15 protein-coding genes and 1 pseudogene are annotated in these 16,336 nt (G+C 67.9%); 9 read left to right on the forward strand and 7 right to left on the reverse strand.

The genetic code is table 11. From position 1 onward, the window contains the following. Positions 1-24 precede the first annotated feature (24 nt). Positions 25-168, reverse strand: coding sequence for a hypothetical protein (locus AB5I40_RS37200; RefSeq protein ID WP_370934838.1), 144 nt, complete (start codon positions 166-168; stop codon positions 25-27). 745 nt (positions 169-913) lie between these two features. On the opposite strand from AB5I40_RS37200, the gene AB5I40_RS37205 reads away from it, so the two are divergent. After that, on the forward strand, positions 914-1,225 hold the full coding sequence (locus tag AB5I40_RS37205; RefSeq protein WP_370934839.1) for a hypothetical protein: 312 nt from the start codon (positions 914-916) through the stop codon (positions 1,223-1,225). 872 nt (positions 1,226-2,097) lie between these two features. Then, positions 2,098-2,878 (forward strand): annotated as a pseudogene (locus tag AB5I40_RS37210) (alpha/beta hydrolase). A gap of 635 nt (positions 2,879-3,513) precedes the next feature. On the opposite strand, the gene AB5I40_RS37215 reads toward AB5I40_RS37210, so the two are convergent. Then, positions 3,514-3,903, reverse strand: coding sequence for a hypothetical protein (locus AB5I40_RS37215; RefSeq protein WP_370934840.1), 390 nt, complete (start codon positions 3,901-3,903; stop codon positions 3,514-3,516). On the opposite strand from AB5I40_RS37215, the gene AB5I40_RS37220 reads away from it, so the two are divergent. After that, positions 3,896-4,582 carry a GNAT family N-acetyltransferase gene (locus tag AB5I40_RS37220; protein ID WP_370934841.1) on the forward strand — a complete coding sequence of 229 codons (687 nt, stop codon included), beginning with the start codon at positions 3,896-3,898 and terminating at the stop codon, positions 4,580-4,582. The two genes, AB5I40_RS37215 and AB5I40_RS37220, sit on opposite strands and share 8 nt — an antisense overlap. Here AB5I40_RS37220 and AB5I40_RS37225 read toward each other — a convergent pair. Next, complete coding sequence (locus AB5I40_RS37225; RefSeq protein ID WP_370934842.1) at positions 4,564-5,208, reverse strand: alpha/beta hydrolase; 645 nt, start codon at positions 5,206-5,208, stop codon at positions 4,564-4,566. The genes AB5I40_RS37220 and AB5I40_RS37225 overlap by 19 nt on opposite strands. A gap of 164 nt (positions 5,209-5,372) precedes the next feature. On the opposite strand from AB5I40_RS37225, the gene AB5I40_RS37230 reads away from it, so the two are divergent. From AB5I40_RS37230 to AB5I40_RS37240, 3 genes are all read left to right on the forward strand, one after another. Further along, positions 5,373-6,143, forward strand: coding sequence for a thioesterase II family protein (locus tag AB5I40_RS37230; RefSeq protein ID WP_370934843.1), 771 nt, complete (start codon positions 5,373-5,375; stop codon positions 6,141-6,143). Then, a complete protein-coding gene (locus AB5I40_RS37235) occupies positions 6,136-7,704 on the forward strand; it encodes an acyl-CoA carboxylase subunit beta (protein ID WP_370934844.1) in 1,569 nt (522 codons plus the stop codon). The genes AB5I40_RS37230 and AB5I40_RS37235 overlap by 8 nt, the downstream gene beginning before the upstream one ends. A gap of 650 nt (positions 7,705-8,354) precedes the next feature. After that, entirely contained in the window at positions 8,355-8,633 is a 279-nt protein-coding gene (locus AB5I40_RS37240) for an acyl-CoA carboxylase epsilon subunit (protein WP_370934845.1), read from the forward strand. Between the two features lie 402 nt (positions 8,634-9,035). Here AB5I40_RS37240 and AB5I40_RS37245 read toward each other — a convergent pair whose 3' ends face one another. The 3 genes from AB5I40_RS37245 to AB5I40_RS37255 are packed head-to-tail and all read right to left on the reverse strand — an operon-like array spanning position 9,036 to position 12,081. Continuing rightward, positions 9,036-9,689, reverse strand: a complete 654-nt coding sequence (locus AB5I40_RS37245; RefSeq protein ID WP_067580506.1) for a response regulator transcription factor — start codon at positions 9,687-9,689, stop codon at positions 9,036-9,038. Positions 9,690-9,712: 23 nt separating this feature from the next. Next, positions 9,713-10,828: a sensor histidine kinase gene (locus tag AB5I40_RS37250; protein WP_370934846.1), complete on the reverse strand. Its 1,116-nt coding sequence runs from the start codon at positions 10,826-10,828 to the stop codon at positions 9,713-9,715. After that, positions 10,819-12,081 carry a nucleotide disphospho-sugar-binding domain-containing protein gene (locus AB5I40_RS37255; RefSeq protein WP_370934847.1) on the reverse strand — a complete coding sequence of 421 codons (1,263 nt, stop codon included), beginning with the start codon at positions 12,079-12,081 and terminating at the stop codon, positions 10,819-10,821. The genes AB5I40_RS37250 and AB5I40_RS37255 overlap by 10 nt, the downstream gene beginning before the upstream one ends. A 232-nt stretch (positions 12,082-12,313) precedes the next feature. On the opposite strand from AB5I40_RS37255, the gene AB5I40_RS37260 reads away from it, so the two are divergent. After that, positions 12,314-13,246 (forward strand): proline iminopeptidase-family hydrolase, encoded by a 933-nt coding sequence (locus AB5I40_RS37260; RefSeq protein WP_370934848.1) that lies wholly within the window; start codon positions 12,314-12,316, stop codon positions 13,244-13,246. After that, on the forward strand, positions 13,239-14,198 hold the full coding sequence (locus tag AB5I40_RS37265) for an ACP S-malonyltransferase (RefSeq protein ID WP_344272038.1): 960 nt from the start codon (positions 13,239-13,241) through the stop codon (positions 14,196-14,198). The genes AB5I40_RS37260 and AB5I40_RS37265 overlap by 8 nt, the downstream gene beginning before the upstream one ends. Here AB5I40_RS37265 and AB5I40_RS37270 read toward each other — a convergent pair. After that, a complete protein-coding gene (locus AB5I40_RS37270) occupies positions 14,191-14,436 on the reverse strand; it encodes a phosphopantetheine-binding protein (protein ID WP_344272042.1) in 246 nt (81 codons plus the stop codon). The two genes, AB5I40_RS37265 and AB5I40_RS37270, sit on opposite strands and share 8 nt — an antisense overlap. Before the next feature lie 233 nt (positions 14,437-14,669). Here AB5I40_RS37270 and AB5I40_RS37275 point away from each other — a divergent pair, with 233 nt between their 5' ends. Continuing rightward, the gene (locus tag AB5I40_RS37275) at positions 14,670-16,166 is read left to right on the forward strand and encodes an AMP-binding protein (RefSeq protein ID WP_370934849.1); all 1,497 of its coding nucleotides are present in this window, start codon (positions 14,670-14,672) and stop codon (positions 16,164-16,166) included. The last annotated feature ends 170 nt before the right edge of the window (positions 16,167-16,336 follow it).

Genomic DNA, 16,336 nt, shown 5'->3' on the forward strand with positions numbered 1-16,336 from the left:
CGAGTTCAGGGCGATGGAGCCGGTTCAGGAACCCAGGACGAACTCCGTGCCGAACGGATCGCGGACGGTCACCATGCGTCCGTACGGGCTGTCCTGCGCTTCGACGACCTCGCCGCCGTGTTCGACGGCCAGCTTGCCAGCCGCGTCGGCGTCGGTGACGAGGAACAAGGTGCCCCACGCCGACGCGGTGGCGGACGGGTCGCCGATGATGCCGCCGATTTCGTGGCCGTCCGGGCGGCGGAGGAAGGTGAAGTCGACACCGGCGAGGTCGTCGTTGCCGTCGAGGGTGAAGGCGAAGACCTCGCGCGCCGGCCGTCACGATCAACAGGTGCCCAGCCGCGGTGGCGCGGAGCAGTCGTTTACCCGATGCAAATGCGCACGCAGAGCCGATCGGCTACGGCTCCTGCGATTTCACGGCGGACCACCGGGAGTTGTATGGCGCGGTCGCCGGCCAGCTGCCGCCACAGCCTGCGGCCCCGAGCGTCGGCGATCTTTTCGCACCCACGTTCAGCGACGTGATCGCTGGCTCACAGGGGCGTGAACTGATGGTGACCGCCAGGTCCGGAATGTCCCGCCTCTCATTTACCGCCCCAGTCGTTGACCGGAAATGCCGATGGAGGAACGACCTGCCGAACTGCGCAAGGCGTTGGAAGCAGTTGATGCGCTGCGACAGTCAGCAGAGGAAGGGCGAGGTGCCGCCCCAAATCGCAGTGGCGCTCACAGGGTTCTTGAGCGCACCGGCCAAGCAACTGCTCAAGTCGGGGCGGCAAGGAGGCGGGCAAAACTACGCACCCACCGTGCGAGTAGTTGCACCGGTATGCGCGGGCAGTTCCCCCCGGGCGGGCCGATATGCGTGTATTGCCTGGTCCTGGCCCGTACTCTGTGACGGAACGGTCACGGGGAGGGAGCGGGCATGGGTTTCTCGACGGTTCCGGAGGCGCTGCGCGTGGCAGGCAATTCCGCGCGCGAAAAGGTGGCTGATCTGCGCGGCGCGGACTGTGCGGAGCCGGTAGGAAGGGTGACGGGCGCTGTGCCCGGAGGGGCCGCAGCAGCAGCAGCCGCGCACTGTCGGGACGCCTTGTCCGCCACGTTCACCGAGTGGTGCGCCGAAGCGCAGCGCTTTGCCGATCACCTCGGCGTCGCGGCGGACCGATATCGGCAGGGCGACCACGCTGCGGCGGAGGTGTTCCCCTCCGCCGCGCCGACTATGCGCGGGCCGCGCTGATGGTGGCGCTGGCCGATATCCGCGCCTGGAATCCCGGCACTCTGGATGAGATCTGTTCGACCTTGCAGGCCCGGACGCAGGTCCTCGTCCATTCCGGTGACGATTACGGCAAAACCTTGCCGGTCGATGGATGGAACGGGCCCGCCGCCGACAACGCGGCAGCGCAGCACCGGGCGTTGATGCGCGGCCTGGATACCATCGCCGCTGGTGCCGCGGCCTTGGGAAAGGCCGTCGGACAGGCATCTGATGCCATCATCGGCGTCCAAAGCGCACTGAAAAATGCCGACGAATTAGCCGGCAAGTACGGGTTCGCGATCACCGCGGACGGCGCGATCGTCTGCGTCTACGCAGGCCAGCCGCCGCCGGAACTGCATCCGCAGGACCGAGCACGTGCACAGGCGCAGCTGACCGACGAAGTCGCGCAGATCCTGCGCACCGCGAACGACATAGACGCCGATCTCGCGTCCGTGCTTGATCGGGCAGCGGCGGGTCAGTTCGGCACCGGGGACGAATCCACCGTCGCCGCCGCCGTTGGCGACGGGGTGAAGGATCCGGGCCTGACGCTGCCCGAACCCCCGCCGAACGCGACACCGTCGCAAAACGCCGCCTGGTGGGCCACGCTCTCCGCGGCGGGGCGGAACATTCTCCTTCGCGACCGTCCTGGCACGATCGGCGCGATGAATGGTCTGCCCGCCATCGACCGCGACCGCGCGAACCGGATCGTCCTCGACCACGACTACGAGGATCTGCGACATCAGCGGGACGACATTCGCCACCGGCTGGATGGAATGAAGCGCAGTGACCCCCAGCAGCAGGAAGAATACATATCGCTGGACCGGCAATTGGACGCGTTGAACAACAAGATCACTGGAATGGACCAGATCAAGAACCGGCTCGAACAGGCCCTGCCTGGCCAGCCGCCTGCCTACCTGCTGGGTATCAACCCGGCGAACTCCGGGCAAGCAATCGTCGCCATCGGCGATCCCGACCACTCCGTCAACGTCGCCACCTACGTGCCCGGCACCACTGCCGGACTCAACGACGGCATGGCCACCGATATCGCCCTTTCCGAGTCGATGGCCGCGATGGCGGGCAAGATGGGGTCGCCGTCGACGTCGGTAATTACCTGGGTGGGATATGAGGCCCCGCAAACTCTCCCGGACGCGGCCAGCACTGGTTACGGCCGACAAAGCCGAGCCTGCGCTCCGCAACTTCCAAGACGGACTCGGCGCAGCGCACCGCGGACCAATGAACACCACAGTCATCGGGCACAGTTACGGGACCACGGTCGTTGGCCAAACCTCCCGAGATCTTGGCCTGCCCGCCAACAACCTCGTCATGGTCGCGAGCCCCGGCGTCGGCGTCGAACATGCCAACCAACTGCACCTCGACGGAACCCCGCAAGACCAGATCGGCCAGCACTTCTACTCCACCAAATCACCTACCGACCCCATCCCCATCTTCACCAACATCGACAATCCCCTCGCCGACGGCGTCGACCCGCTCGGCCCTGACCCCACGACCGGATGGTTCGGCGGGCAACGATTCGACTCCGACGCGGGCAACCCGGCAACTTCGCACAGTGATTACTGGCTTCCCCGGTCAGAATCACTGAAGTCAATGGGCAGCATTATCGCCGGAAGGCAACCATGACCCACTCTCTTCGGCTGCGCCAACATGGCTTGAAACCTCGGCGAGCGGCAATCGCCCTCGTTGCCCTCGTTGCGTTCACTCTTACCTCCTGCGGAAACGGGGACAAGGTGGAATCATCACTTTCTTTCGACCAAGCCCGAGACACTGCGTTGAAGTCTGTCCATGCCGCCGCGGCGGCCGTCTTCCCTGCCGGGTACAAGCTAACGGATGATTACGTTCCACAGCTTCCTTGCACTGATGCCAGCGACCGGCCAACCGGGCAGGTTCATGCGAGCGTCAGCTTTTGGGTCGATGGTCCCGATCCCGCGCGGAACAACTCCTATTTCGATGCGCTCGCGCGTTGGTGGACCGGCAACGGCTGGAGCCCCGAAACCGACGATCGCCCCAAAGATCTATTTGTCAACGCTCGACGCGACGGTTATCTGATGGGAATGCAAGCGACGCCGGCGGGACGGCTGAACATCGGGGTCGACTCTCCCTGCGCGTGGCCTCAAGGGGCCGCGTCGTCTGGACCCAAGTCTTGAGAACGGCCGCACGCAGGCCTCCAGAGGGCGAGGCGGCGGCTTCGCGTTAGGCATCGGGCGACCTGGCAGGGCTGACAGTACCGCAAGTGCGATGTGCGCGGGGGACCGTCGTTAGCCGACAACTTGGTGATCGTCCGTGGCGAAGCAGACGGTCCAGGCTGGTCGGGAGTCGGTTGCCTGGCGCAGGCCGGCGACGGGGAGGTCGCGCAGCACGCAGTTGTCGCCGTCGAAGGTCCAGCCGAGGACGGCGCGGTAGAAGCGTTGCGCGTGGTCCAGATCCGGCACGGCGAGGTCGATCCAGGCCGGGGTGCCGAGCGGCTGGTTGCGGTCGACGGTGCTCATCGAGATCCCTTCGTCGGTGACGGCGGCGACGTTATGGCCGATTGCGGACAGCCGCGGTCCTCGGCTGCTCAGCATGTGGGAGGCGGTGGCCGGGTCCGGTTCGGCGCACGCATTCTTGATCGAGCACCCCGGATCGGAATGGCAGGCGAGAATGAGCACGTCCCCGCTCGATAACCCCGCTTGGGCCGCGTTGAGCGGCCCGCACGCGTCGTTCGCGGAGCAGAAGGGGCAGGTGCTGCGGTATCCGGTGGACGTCACTCCGTTCCTCGCCGTCCCGGACCAGCCGGACGAGCGCGTGTGGCACGACATCGCCGACCTCATCGGTCCTGGCGCGTCGACGGTCGTGGTCGGCGCGGTCGGGACGCCGCCGCCCGCGGGCTGGACGGTGGAGGCCGAGATCGCCGGGGTGCAGATGGACGGTTCGGCCGCCCCGGCGGCCGCCGACGCGGAGGCGGTGCGGCTGACCGAGGCGGACGTGCCGGAGATGCTGGATCTGGTTGCCCGGACGAAGCCCGGTCCGTTCCTGCCGCGGACGATCACATTGGGCGCCTACCTGGGTATTCGCCGTGACGGCGCGTTGGTCGCGATGGCGGGCGAACGGATGCATCCGCCGGGCTGGACGGAGATCAGCGCGGTGTGCACCGACCCGGCGTTCCAGGGTCAGGGGTTGGCGGCCCGGCTGGTGCTGGCGGTGGCCGCGGGGATCCGGGAGCGCGGGGAACGGCCGTTTCTCCACGCCGCCGGGACGAACACCGGCGCGATCCGGCTGTACGAGAAGCTGGGGTTTCGGCTCGCCCGGCAGATGCAGTTCGGTGCTTATCAGGCTCCTTCGCGGTAGTCGGCGGTTCGGGCGAGGATTTCGGCTAGGCCTGCCGGACGGAGCAGCGGGTCGATGTGGCCGACGGGTAGGGAGTGCACGTCGAAGGGATTGCTCGGGGTCAGGGCGTCGGCTTCTTCGATGAAGTGGTCTTGCAATGCGAGCGGCAGGCTGACGTCCGCGGTCAGCCGAACGTAGCTGTGCGGGACTCCGCCCCAGGTTGCTGGGTCTACGACTTCGGTACCGGCGTCTCGGGATTCGTCGGGGTCGGGGGTCGCGACGATTTCTGCGCCGGTGTCGGGTGCTCTGAAGGCTGGGGTGGCTAGGTAGTCGGCGGGAGTTCCGGTGACACAGCACCAGGCGGAGACGTAGACGGTTCGTGCCAGCAGGTCCGGGACAGCGTTGGCGACGCTCGTGACGGTGAAGCCGCCGCGGCTGTGACCTAGGAGGATCACCGGCCCGTGTTCGCGTACGCGGCGGACGGTTTCGGTGACGTGAGCGACGTTGTCGGCGTGCGTGATGCCAGCGATCGGCGACGGTTCTTCGGCGAGGCTGCGGTGGCCGCGCAGGGTTAGCTCGCGTCGGAGCGCGGTGAAGCAGCGCCCGGCGGCGTGGGTGCCGGGGACGAGGACGAACGTTGGCTGCATGCGAGGGAATCCTTCGGTCTAGGGGGTCGCCCGTGACTGTCCATTGTGGATCTAGGGGGAGTTAGGGGTCGTTGCGCGCGGTGGGCGCGGTTAGCGTGGGTCGGCGAAGAAGGATCCGTGGCCGGGTCGTCCCGGCGCAGACGTCGGAAAGGCGGTGGGACGACATGACGGGTAGCGCGAATTCCGACGAGGACAGCTGGTTTCGCCGCTTCCACACGTCGCCCGAGGCGAAGGCAAGGCTGGTGTGCCTGCCGCACGCCGGAGGTTCGGCTCCGTTCTACTTCCCGGTTTCGCGGGCGCTGACGCCGGACATCGAGGTGCTGGCGGTGCAGTACCCGGGCCGCCAGGACCGGCGGCACGAGCCGTTCCTGACCACCATCGACGCGCTGGCCGACCGGATCGCCGAGCTGCTGCGCGGCCGCGACGACCTGCCGCTCGCGTTGTTCGGCCACAGCATGGGCGCGATGATCGCCTTCGAGGTGACCCGAAGGCTGGAGGCCGCTGGCACCGCGGTGGACACGCTCTTCGTGTCCGGCCGCCGGGCACCGTCGCGGCACCGCGACGAGAACGTGCACACCCGCACCGACGACGGCGTGATCGACGAACTGCGCCGGTTGAGCGGCACCGAAATGGACCTGCTCGGCGACGACGACGTCGTGCGGATGATCCTTCCCGTGGTGCGCAACGACTATCGCGCCGTGGAGACCTACCGGTACCAGCCGGGCTCGCCGCTGGCGGCCCCGGTGGTCGCGTTCACCGGCACCGACGACCCGGTGGCCTCGGTCGACGAGGTCCGGTCGTGGGGCGACCACACTTCGGCGGGCTTCGAGCTGGTCCCGCTCGCCGGCGGGCATTTCTTCCTGACCCGCCACCAGGACGTGATTCTCCGGTACCTGACCGATCGGCTTGTCGACAAGGGGCGTGCACATGTCTGAGGCACTGGCGGTCGGATTCGACAGCAGGCTCGAGGAACTGCGGGAGATCAAGGAGGCCGCACGACGCGGTCCCGACGACGCCGCGACCGCCCGCCAGCACGACCGCGGCAAGCTGACCGCGCACGAGCGCATCGAACTCCTGCTTGACCCGGGTTCGTTCACCGAGATCGAGTCCCTGCGCCGGCACCGCGCGACAGCGTTCGGCCTGGAACACCGGAAGCCGTATTCGGACGGCGTGGTGTGCGGCTGGGGAACGGTGTACGGGCGCACAGTTTTCGTGTATGCCCACGACTTCCGCATTTTCGGCGGCGCGCTTGGCGAGGCGCACGCACAGAAGATCCACAAAGTGATGGACCTTGCCGCGGCGGCCGGTGCTCCGCTGGTGTCGCTCAATGACGGTGCGGGCGCGCGGATTCAGGAGGGCGTGACGGCGCTCGCCGGGTACGGCGGGATCTTCCAGCGCAACACCCGGTCTTCGGGGGTCATTCCGCAGATTTCGGTGATGCTTGGTCCGTGTGCTGGCGGTGCCGCGTATTCGCCCGCGTTGACGGATTTCGTGTTCATGGTGCGCGAAACCTCGCAGATGTTCATCACCGGTCCGGACGTGGTGCACGCGGTGACCGGCGAGGAGATCACCCAGAACGGCCTCGGCGGCGCAGACGTGCACGCTTCGACGTCGGGTGTCGCCGCCTTTGTCTACGACGACGAACCCAGCTGTCTTGAGGACGTGCGGTACCTGATTTCGCTGTTGCCCTCCAACAACAACGAGATGCCGCCGGTGGAGCCGACGGCCGATCCGGCGGACCGTCGTACGGACAAGCTGCTTGAGGTGGTGCCGACGGACTCGGCGCGCGCGTACGACATGTGTGCCGTGATCGAGGAGATCGTCGACGACGGCGAGTTCCTCCAGGTGCATGCCGGTTGGGCGACGAACGTGGTGTGTGCTCTGGCGCGGCTGGACGGGCAGGTGGTCGGGATCGTGGCGAACCAGCCTGCGACGCTCGCCGGGGTGCTCGACATCGAGGCGAGCGAGAAGGCCGCGCGGTTCGTGCAGACGTGCGACGCGTTCAATATTCCGCTCGTGACGCTGGTCGACGTGCCGGGCTTCCTGCCCGGGGTTGACCAGGAACACGGCGGCATCATCCGGCATGGCGCGAAGCTGCTGTACTCCTACTGCAACGCGACAGTGCCGCGAGTGCAGGTGATCCTGCGGAAGGCCTACGGCGGCGCGTACATCGTGATGGACTCGCGGTCGATCGGCGCGGACGTTTCGCTGGCGTGGCCGACGAACGAGATCGCGGTGATGGGTGCGGAGGGTGCGGCGAACGTGATCTTCCGGCGCGAGATCAACGCGGCCGACGACCCGGAGGCGGTGCGGCGGCAGAAGATCAAGGAGTACAAGACCGAGCTGATGCATCCTTACTATGCCGCGGAGCGAGGGCTGGTCGACGACGTGATCGAGCCCGGCCGGACGCGCGAGATGCTGATCCGGTCGCTGGCGATGTTGCGGGCCAAGCACGCCGACGTTCCGGCGCGCAAGCACGGGAACCCGCCGATGTGATGGCGGTCCGGGCTGCGCGGCTGGGAACGGGGGATGTGATGGGGTCAGTTGGGGTAGCGGATCCGGGGACGGGCGTGGGGGTTCTTGCCGCGGGCGGTGAATCGGGTGCGGCTGAGTTGTCTGCTGTGCAGGACGGGTCGGCTGCGGCACCGAACGGTTCAGCTGCGGCCGAGTTGTCTGCACAGGATGGGTCGGCTGCGGTGCCGGGCGGTTCAGCTGTGGTTGGGTTGGAGATGCCTGAGGTGCCGGGGGATTCGGCTGGTTCTTCCGGGCGGCCTGGTGAGCAGGGAAGCGTGATAGCCGCACCTGCAGTTGCGGCCAAGGCGAATTCGGTTTCTTCGCCTGCGGAATCTCCCGAAGAACCGGGCGGTCCGGATGCGGTTGGGGCAGGAATCCTTGCGGAGAATAGAGATTCTGTTCGCCGGGATCCCGCTGGGACGCATCGTTACCGGCGCGACGCGATCGCCGCGTCTGCGGACGCGGCCAGGGCAGAGGTCCCTGCAGTGCGGGATTCGACTGAGGAGGAATCTGCCGGGCCGCACGGTGGGCAGGGCGCTGCGATAACGGTGTGTTCGGGTGCGGCCACGGTGCGGGATTCGGCTGAGGGGGAAGCTGCCGGGCCGCACGGTGGGCAGGGCGCTGCGATAGCGATGTGTTCAGGCGCGGCCACGGTGGAGGCCCCTGCGGTGCCGGGGGATTCGGCTGGACTCGAAGCTGCCGGGCAGCGCGATGAACAGCGTGTTGCGGCGGTAGTGCCCGCAGTACGTGTGGTGCGTGGGAATCCGGACGACGTCGAAGTGGCTGCGCTGGTGGTGGCGTTGGCTGCGGTCGGTCAGGTCGCGGCGTCTGGGCGCGAAAAAATTGCTGTGCCGTCACCTCGGCAACCGTCGACAAGGTTTGTTCCGGCGACGAGCTGGCGGGCGCGGTAGCCCGGTCCGGCAATGCTGTGAAGGAGCGGGGTCCGCATCGGCGCAGGGTGATGCGGACTTTTCTCAGCGCGGCAGTTCCGGCTTGGGCGGCCGCGCGAAACCCCGGTCTTCGAGAGCGCCACGTTGAGCGAAGGGACGGTCTCGAGAGCGGCCGCGACGAGCGACGGGTGGCGGAAGCGTTGCGCCACAAGAGAACAACTACATCGTCCACAACGGACGACACGGGGACAGGTCCAAGATCCATATCTCCAAGCTACCGCCGCCCGTCGAACATCTGCACGGTATCGATCCGGTGAACCGGCTGCGATGGTGTTGTCCGGGCACCGCGGCGGTTCGGGGACAGGTGTGCGCCACAGTGCGGTTCAGGTAGGCAAGAACCGTGCGGACAAGTCGGCCTAGGGGTCAGGCGTGCACCGCGGTGCTGTCCAGATACGTAAGCACAGCACGGATCCGGCGATTCTGATCCCGGCTGGCCTCCAGGCCGAGCTTCGCGAAGATGTTGCTGATGTGGTTCTCGACCGCTCCCTGAGTCACCACAAGCGCCTTCGCGATGGCCGTGTTCGACAGGCCCTGGGCCATTTGCGCCAGCACCTCCGTTTCCCGCGCCGTCAACGCCTCCAACGGATCCCGGCTGCGGGACAGCATCTGGGCGACCACGTCCGGATCAATGGCTGATCCGCCACCGGCGACGCGGCGGACGGCTTCCAGGAAGTCGGCTACGTCGGCGACTCGTTCCTTCAGCAGGTAGCCGACGCCGGACGTGCCTTCCGCGATCAGGTCTACCGCATAGCTTCCTTCGACATACTGCGAGACCACCAAGACCGGCAGGCCGGGGATTTCCTTGCGGGCGGCCAAAGCCGCGCGCAGGCCCTCGTCGGTGAAGGTCGGGGGCATGCGGACGTCGGCGATCACCAGGTCGGGGCGGTGGTCTCGGATGGCCACCAGCAGGTCGTCGCCATTGTCCACCGCGGCGGCGGTTTCGATGCCGACGTCCGCCAGCAGGCTTTGCACTCCAGCGCGCAAAAGCACCGAGTCTTCCGCGATCACGACGCGCATTTTCCTTGCCTCCACAACAGGATTCACCAGCGGACGGGCAGATCGGCCCGCACGACGGTGGGGCCGCCGGCGGGGCTTACGACGGTGAGCACGCCGTCGATCGTGGCGGCGCGGTCGGCCAACCCGGCCAGGCCGCCGCCGGGGCGCATCGAGGCGCCGCCGTGGCCGTTGTCGGTGATTTCCACGACCACGGTGTCGTCGTCGCGGGTCACTCGCACGGACGCGCGGTCGGCGCCGGAATGTTTGGTCACGTTGGTGAGCGTTTCGCTCACGATGAAGTACGTCGTCGTTTCGACAGGTGCGGGCGGACGGGGTTGTACGGTAACCTCGACCTCAATAGGGATAGGCATTCTTGCGGTAAGAGAAGACAACGCGGCGTCCAGGCCCCGATCCTGGAGCACCGGCGGATAGATCCCGCGCGCCAGGTCGCGCAACTCCGAGACAGCGAGTTTCGCGTCGGCGTGCGCGGCTCCGATGAGTTCGCGGACCGCGGTCGGGTCGTCGAGATCGAGTTTGAGCTGGGCGCGGCCCAGGCTCATCGCGACGGACACCAGCCGCTGCTGTGCGCCGTCGTGCAGATCGCGTTCGATCCGGCGGCGTTCGGCCTCCACCGCGTCGACTCCGCGTGCTCGCGAGTTCTGCAGCTGCACCGTGCGCGCTTCCAGTTGCGCGGTGCGGTTCGGGCCGAGGAACGACGCGGCCAGTTCACCGTGCATCGCCCCGATGCGCGGTGCCACGAAAATACCGAAAGGAGGTACTGCGGTGGACACGACGCCCGCCACGAATTCCACGATGCCCAACGGAAAAGCGATCAGCACGAACGCGAACTCGCGCCAGGTGGCGGGGTCGAGCAGCCGCGCCTGCCACACCGCGAGCATGCCGGGACCTGCCGGACGGCGGCGGACGGGTTCGGCGATGGCCACGCCGAGCATCTGGTGCGCCCAACGTCGTTCGAAGGCACAGTACGAGCGCATCAGGGAGGTCGCGACCAACAAGATGGGGATGCCGACCCACAGCATCGTCGTCCCGACGCCGACCAGCATGGTCACGAGGATCAGCACGAACGCCGCGAGCCGGATCGGGAGGCTCAGCACGAGAAACCCGATCGTCCGCATGGTCGGCGGCCGCGTCACGGGCATTGCGCGATCCGTTCCAGTTCCGGCACGAGGTCGTCGAGAGTGGGCGTCGCCAGCATCTCGTCGCGCACCTCGAGCGCACACTCCCGAAAGGACGGTTCTTCCAGCAGCCGGCACACTCCGTCGCGGACGCTCGCGGGCGTCACGTCCTCGAGGTCCACCAGCAATCCGTTGCCGCGCTTCACCTGAGCCACCGCGGAGCCGCGTTCGCTCCACGTGGTGCCTGGGATGACCAGCTGCGGGACACCGTTCACCACCGCGTTGCCGATCGTTGCTCCGCCGCCCTGGTGCACGATCGCGGAGCACGAGGCGAGGAGTTCGTTCATCGGCACGAAATCGACCGCGCGGACATTGTCCGGGATCGCGCGCACGGACGCGAGCTGTTCCGCGTTGAGCGTGGCGATCACTTCGATGTCGAGGTCGGCGAGCCCGTCCAGCAGGTCCCCGACGGAGGTCTCCTCGACGCCGAGCGTCTGCCGGTTGGAGATGCCGAGGGTGAGCATCACCCGCGGCCGCTCCGGCTTCTCCAGCACCCAGGACGGGATCGCCATCGGCTTGTTCTGCGGCACGAACCGGGCCGGGAGGTAGTCGACGTCCACGCCGTCGTACCGCAGATACGACGGATGACAGTCGATGGTCCGCACGCCGTAGCGGAGGGTTTCGTCGTAGTCGGCTCCGAACCGGGCGACCTGGGCGGATATCCACGTCACGAACGGGTCCGGCGAGCTGTCCTCAGGCCGGCTGGCTCTGAGGTCGCGGTACTGCGCGCCGAGGCGGGCGGTCTGGTCGGCGGCGTACATCATCCGCAGGTGCGGCACCCCCATGGCGTGCGCGACGATCGGCGCGGCGTAGATCAGCGGGTCCCACACCACGAGGTCCGGCTGCCACTGCCGGGCGAAGCGGACGAGTTCGTCGAGCAGCAGGTCCGGCGTGGTCCAGCGGTACACGTCGACCCAATGCTCGTACACGTTGCGCACGTACTCGTCGGTGTAGCGCTCGGGTCGGCTTTCCGAGAGCCGGAATTCGCCGTGCATCGCGTTGTTGCCGTCGACCTGCTGCTGCCGGTGGCGGGCGATGTCGAGTTCGTCGCCGAACCACATGGCGTCCAGCCCGGTTTCGGTGAACGGCGCGACCTCGCGCGGGTTGCGCTGCCCGACGAAGCGGACCTCGTGCCCGGCCGCGGCGAGCGCCCAGCCCACCGGAGCCATGCTGTAAACGTGCGTCCTCGTCGGGAAGACCATCAGCATCACGCGCATCGCGGCAGCTCCGGGTTCGTAGTCACGGGAGAACAAAGGAAACGGTAGGGCCGCGCCAGTCCCGGGCCCACCCGGTAGGGGACCCCTGAATCCGGCCCGGGCAAGGCGGATTTGGCTCGGCTTTAGATGCCCCTTAGGGGCTATGGCGCGCGGGCCGCGGCGGATAGACAGGTAATCGGATCCGGCCGCTCTGCGCCGGAGACGGACGAGGGAGGCGAACGAGGTGATGAGCATGGCCGTGGCGCCCACCGCGAAAGGCTGGGTCCCGTTCGGCGAGCACCGCACCTGGTACCGGGTCACCGGGCGACCGGGAGGAACGGCGCCCGCTGTGGTCGTGGTGCACGGCGGGCCGGGCAGCACGCACGACTACCTGCTGAGCCTGACCGAGCTCGCCGGGCACGGATTCCCGGTCGTGCACTACGACCAGCTCGGCAGCGGCGGGTCGAGCCGGCTGCCGGACGCCGATCCCGGGTTCTGGAACCCGGAGCTGTTCGGCGACGAACTGGACAATCTGGTGCACCGGCTCGGCATCGAGGACAACTATGTCCTCTATGGACAGTCGTGGGGCGGCCTTGTCGTCGCGCGGCACGCCGCCGAGCGTCCGGACGGCCTGCGCGGGCTGGTGATCGCCAACTCGCCGGCGTCGTACGAGCTGTGGCGCGACGAGATGGACCGGCTGCGCGCGCTGCTTCCGCCCGGCGTCGACGAAGGCCTGCGGGCCCACGAAACGGCGGGCACCACGGACACGCAGGAGTACTTCGACCTCATGCGCGTCTTCTACGACCGGCACGTCTGCCGCGTGCTGCCGTGGCCGCCCGACTACGTCGCCTCGTTCATGGAGATGGCCGACAACAACACCGTCTACTCGGTGATGAACGGCCCCAGCGAGTTCACCGTCACCGGCACGCTCGCGGACTATTCGGTGATCGACCGCCTCGACGACATCGAGGTGCCGACCCTGCTCATTTCCGGCGCGCACGACGAGGCCACTCCGGCCACCGTGCAGCCGTACTACGACCGGATCCACGACGTGCGCTGGGAGGTCCTCCCGGAATCGAGCCACGTCCCCCATCTCGAGGAACCGGAACGGTTCCGCGAAATCCTGCTGGGATTCCTGCAGGAAGTCCATTCCCCCGCCGAAAGAGAGGTCGCCAGTCATGGATGAGGCCAGCCAGGCCGGATCGGCGGTCGTGTTCCCCGGGATGAGCCCGTGCCGGTTCGTCGACTTCGGCAAGTTCCTGCTCATCAACCCGTTCGCGCGCAGGCTCATCAAGGACGCCGACGACCGGCTGGGCTACTCGCTGGTCGACCGTTTCCGCGAGGCCGAGGGCGACTACTCCGAGTACGCCCAGGTCGGGTTCATGCTCACCTGCGTCGCGCTCGCCGAATGGGCCGAACAGGAGTACGGGATGAGCCCGGACTACTGCACCGGCCCGAGTTTCGGCGAGAAACCGGCCAGCGTGTACGCCGGTTCGCTGACTTTCCCGGACGCGGTGTGGATGACCGCGAAGCTCGCGCAGTGCCTCGACGAGTTCTTCGCGACCGAGCACACCGACGTCGTCACGCACTCGTTCGTCCGCACCCCGGAAGAGAAACTGCGCGACGCGCTGACGGAACTCGACGGGCGCGGCGAGTGGGCCGACATCTCCTGCTACATCGACCACGACTTCTACATGGTCTCGGTGCGGGAGCGGAACCTCGACTGGCTCAAGCAGACCGTGCGGAGCATGGGCGGGCTGTCGCTGTACACGATGCGTCCTCCGCTGCACTCGCGCGCGTTCGGCGCGTTGCGGCGCAAGGCCGAGGACGAGGTGCTCGGCGGCCTCGACTTCCATGATCCCCTCCTTCCGATCATCGCTGATCAGGACGGTTCGGTGCTGCGGTCCGGCGAGCAGGTCCGCACGATGCTGCTGGACAGCATCGTCGAGCCGCTGCGCTGGCCGGACGTCGTCTCGTCGCTCGAACAGCTCGGCGTGCGCAAGCTGTGGGTGGCCGGGCCGGACACGCTGTTCGGCCGCGTCCGGGCCACCACCAGCCGGTTCGAGGTGACCACGGTGAACCCGCGGCTCGCGCTGCAGCCGCGGCGGCGCGGCGCGGGTCCCTCGCGGGTCAGCTAGCCGGCTGCAGCTGCGACAGCGTCGTCCAGAGGCGTCCGGGGTTCTCGAACGTCTCCAGGTTCAGCGCGTCGTCGGAGAACCGGACGTTGTACTTCTCCTCCAGCACCGCCAGCAGTTCCACCGTGGCGAGCGAGTCGAGGCCGTACTCCTTGAGCGGGGTCTCGGCGGTCAGCGCTTCGTCGGCGGGCAGGAACGGGAGGTACGGGCGGAGGGCTTCGTCGAAAGAGCTGTCCCACATGGCTACTCCGGTGGCTGGGTCGGGCACTTCACCAGGCGGGGAAACCGACCGCCCGGTTCGGTTTTGAACTCTACCCCGCGCCGCCGTTCCCGAGCGACGCGTCAGCACCCCTATTGCTCATCCGGCCACAGCAGGCCGACCCCCGACCCGGCACGGAACCGTTGCCGCGAAGCGAGGAGGCCGTGACTGTGGTCGGGTTGGCAGCGATCGGCACAGTAACGCGGAGGACCACGATGGACACGACGACCACCTCGGGACTGCACGCGCGGTTTCTGCGCGGGCTGGCCCGTTCCGAGTCCCGGCCGGCGGTCAGCGTCGGCGGGCAGACGTTCACCTACGGCGAGCTGCACGAGCGGGCGTTGCTGTGGGGCGGCGCGCTGGCGGAGTCCGGCGCCCGCACAGTAGGGGTGCTGGCCGGGAAGGGAGTCACCGCGTACGCCGGGATTCTGGCCGGGCTGTACGCGGGGGCGACGGTCGTCCCGCTGCGGCCGGACTTCCCGGCGGCCCGGACCGAGCAGATGGTCGAAGCGGCGGAGGTAGACGCGCTCATCGCCGACGAACGCGGTCTGACCGTGGCTCCGTCGGTGAAGACGCTCCTCGCTCCGGAGGTTAACCAAAACGGACTGAAAGCGGCGCAAGCGCTCAGCGAGCCCAAGGACGTGCGACCTGAGGACTCCGCGTACGTGCTGTTCACCTCGGGCTCGACGGGACGGCCGAAGGGAGTCCGGATCGGCCACGGCTCCACCGAGCATTACTTCGGCCTGCTCGACGCGCGGTACGACTTCACCCCGGACGACGTCTTCTCCCAGACGTTCGACCTGAACTTCGACTGCGCGATGTTCGACCTTTTCTGTGCCTGGGGCGCGGGTGCGGAAGCGGTGGTCCTGCCGGGGGCGGCGTACCGGAACGTGCCGGCGTTCGTGGCGGAGCGCGGCCTCACCGTGTGGTTCTCCACGCCGAGCGCGATCGATCTGGTGCGCCGCACCGGACGGCTCACCCCGGGCGCGATGCCGGGCCTGCGGTGGAGTTTCTTCGCCGGGGAAGCGCTGACCGTCCGCGACACCGCGGATTGGCGGGCGGCGGCGGGCAATTCCGTGACCGAGAATCTCTACGGTCCGACGGAGCTGACCATCACCGTCGCCGGGTACCGGTGGGACGACGAGGAAACCCCGCGGATCGCGGTGAACGGCGTGGTGCCGATCGGTGCGGTGCACGAGGGTCATGAATACGTGCTCATCGACGAGAACGAGGCGGGGGAGGGCGAGCTCGCCATCGCCGGGCCGCAGCTGACACCGGGCTACCTCGACCCGGCTGACGAGAAAGGCCGGTTCCTCGACCGCGACGGGCAGCGGTTCTACCGCACCGGCGACCGCGTGCGTCGGCTCGGCGGGGACGACTTGGCGTACCTCGGGCGGCTCGATTCGCAAGTGCAGGTGCTGGGCTGGCGCGTGGAACTCGCCGAGGTGGAGCACGCGCTGGAGACGTGCGGGGTGCAGGCGGTGGCGCTCGGCGTCCAAGGCGACGGCGGGACCGAGCTGTTCGTCTTCTACACCGGACCGCGGCGGCCGGTGATCGAACTGGTGCGCGCGTTGCGGGCGGTGCTGCCCGAGGGCGTCATTCCGCGGCGGTACGAGCATGTCGAGGAGTTTCCGTTGAATTCCAACCGCAAGATCGACCGGAAGACGCTCGCCGCGCGCGCCGCGGAGATTCTCAGCCCCGTCCCCGCTTGAGGTCCGTGAAGGGCTCCTTGAGGGAATCAGATTCCCGGAAGGAGCCCTTCACGGACCGGCAGACTGCCAGCTAGGGGCCGTTAGGGGTGTGGATCACCGCCTGCGCGCGGATAGCTTTTTGCGACGTCGGGGAGCTATCCCGCGCAGGCACGGTGATTCTACGAATCCTT

This window comes from Amycolatopsis sp. cg13, assembly GCF_041346965.1.
In the GTDB taxonomy this organism is placed as follows: Bacteria; Actinomycetota; Actinomycetes; order Mycobacteriales; family Pseudonocardiaceae; genus Amycolatopsis.

Bases quoted from the DNA above. Each gene is read 5' to 3' on its own strand.
- AB5I40_RS37205 (WP_370934839.1), top strand. From the start codon at position 914: ATGGGTTTCTCGACGGTTCCGGAGGCGCTGCGCGTGGCAGGCAATTCC.
- AB5I40_RS37220 (WP_370934841.1), top strand. From the start codon at position 3,896: ATGAGCACGTCCCCGCTCGATAACCCCGCTTGGGCCGCGTTGAGCGGC.
- AB5I40_RS37225 (WP_370934842.1), bottom strand. From the start codon at position 5,208: ATGCAGCCAACGTTCGTCCTCGTCCCCGGCACCCACGCCGCCGGGCGC.
- AB5I40_RS37230 (WP_370934843.1), top strand. From the start codon at position 5,373: ATGACGGGTAGCGCGAATTCCGACGAGGACAGCTGGTTTCGCCGCTTC.
- AB5I40_RS37235 (WP_370934844.1), top strand. From the start codon at position 6,136: ATGTCTGAGGCACTGGCGGTCGGATTCGACAGCAGGCTCGAGGAACTG.
- AB5I40_RS37240 (WP_370934845.1), top strand. From the start codon at position 8,355: ATGTGTTCAGGCGCGGCCACGGTGGAGGCCCCTGCGGTGCCGGGGGAT.
- AB5I40_RS37245 (WP_067580506.1), bottom strand. From the start codon at position 9,689: ATGCGCGTCGTGATCGCGGAAGACTCGGTGCTTTTGCGCGCTGGAGTG.
- AB5I40_RS37250 (WP_370934846.1), bottom strand. From the start codon at position 10,828: ATGCCCGTGACGCGGCCGCCGACCATGCGGACGATCGGGTTTCTCGTG.
- AB5I40_RS37255 (WP_370934847.1), bottom strand. From the start codon at position 12,081: ATGCGCGTGATGCTGATGGTCTTCCCGACGAGGACGCACGTTTACAGC.
- AB5I40_RS37260 (WP_370934848.1), top strand. From the start codon at position 12,314: ATGGCCGTGGCGCCCACCGCGAAAGGCTGGGTCCCGTTCGGCGAGCAC.
- AB5I40_RS37265 (WP_344272038.1), top strand. From the start codon at position 13,239: ATGGATGAGGCCAGCCAGGCCGGATCGGCGGTCGTGTTCCCCGGGATG.
- AB5I40_RS37270 (WP_344272042.1), bottom strand. From the start codon at position 14,436: ATGTGGGACAGCTCTTTCGACGAAGCCCTCCGCCCGTACCTCCCGTTC.
- AB5I40_RS37275 (WP_370934849.1), top strand. From the start codon at position 14,670: ATGGACACGACGACCACCTCGGGACTGCACGCGCGGTTTCTGCGCGGG.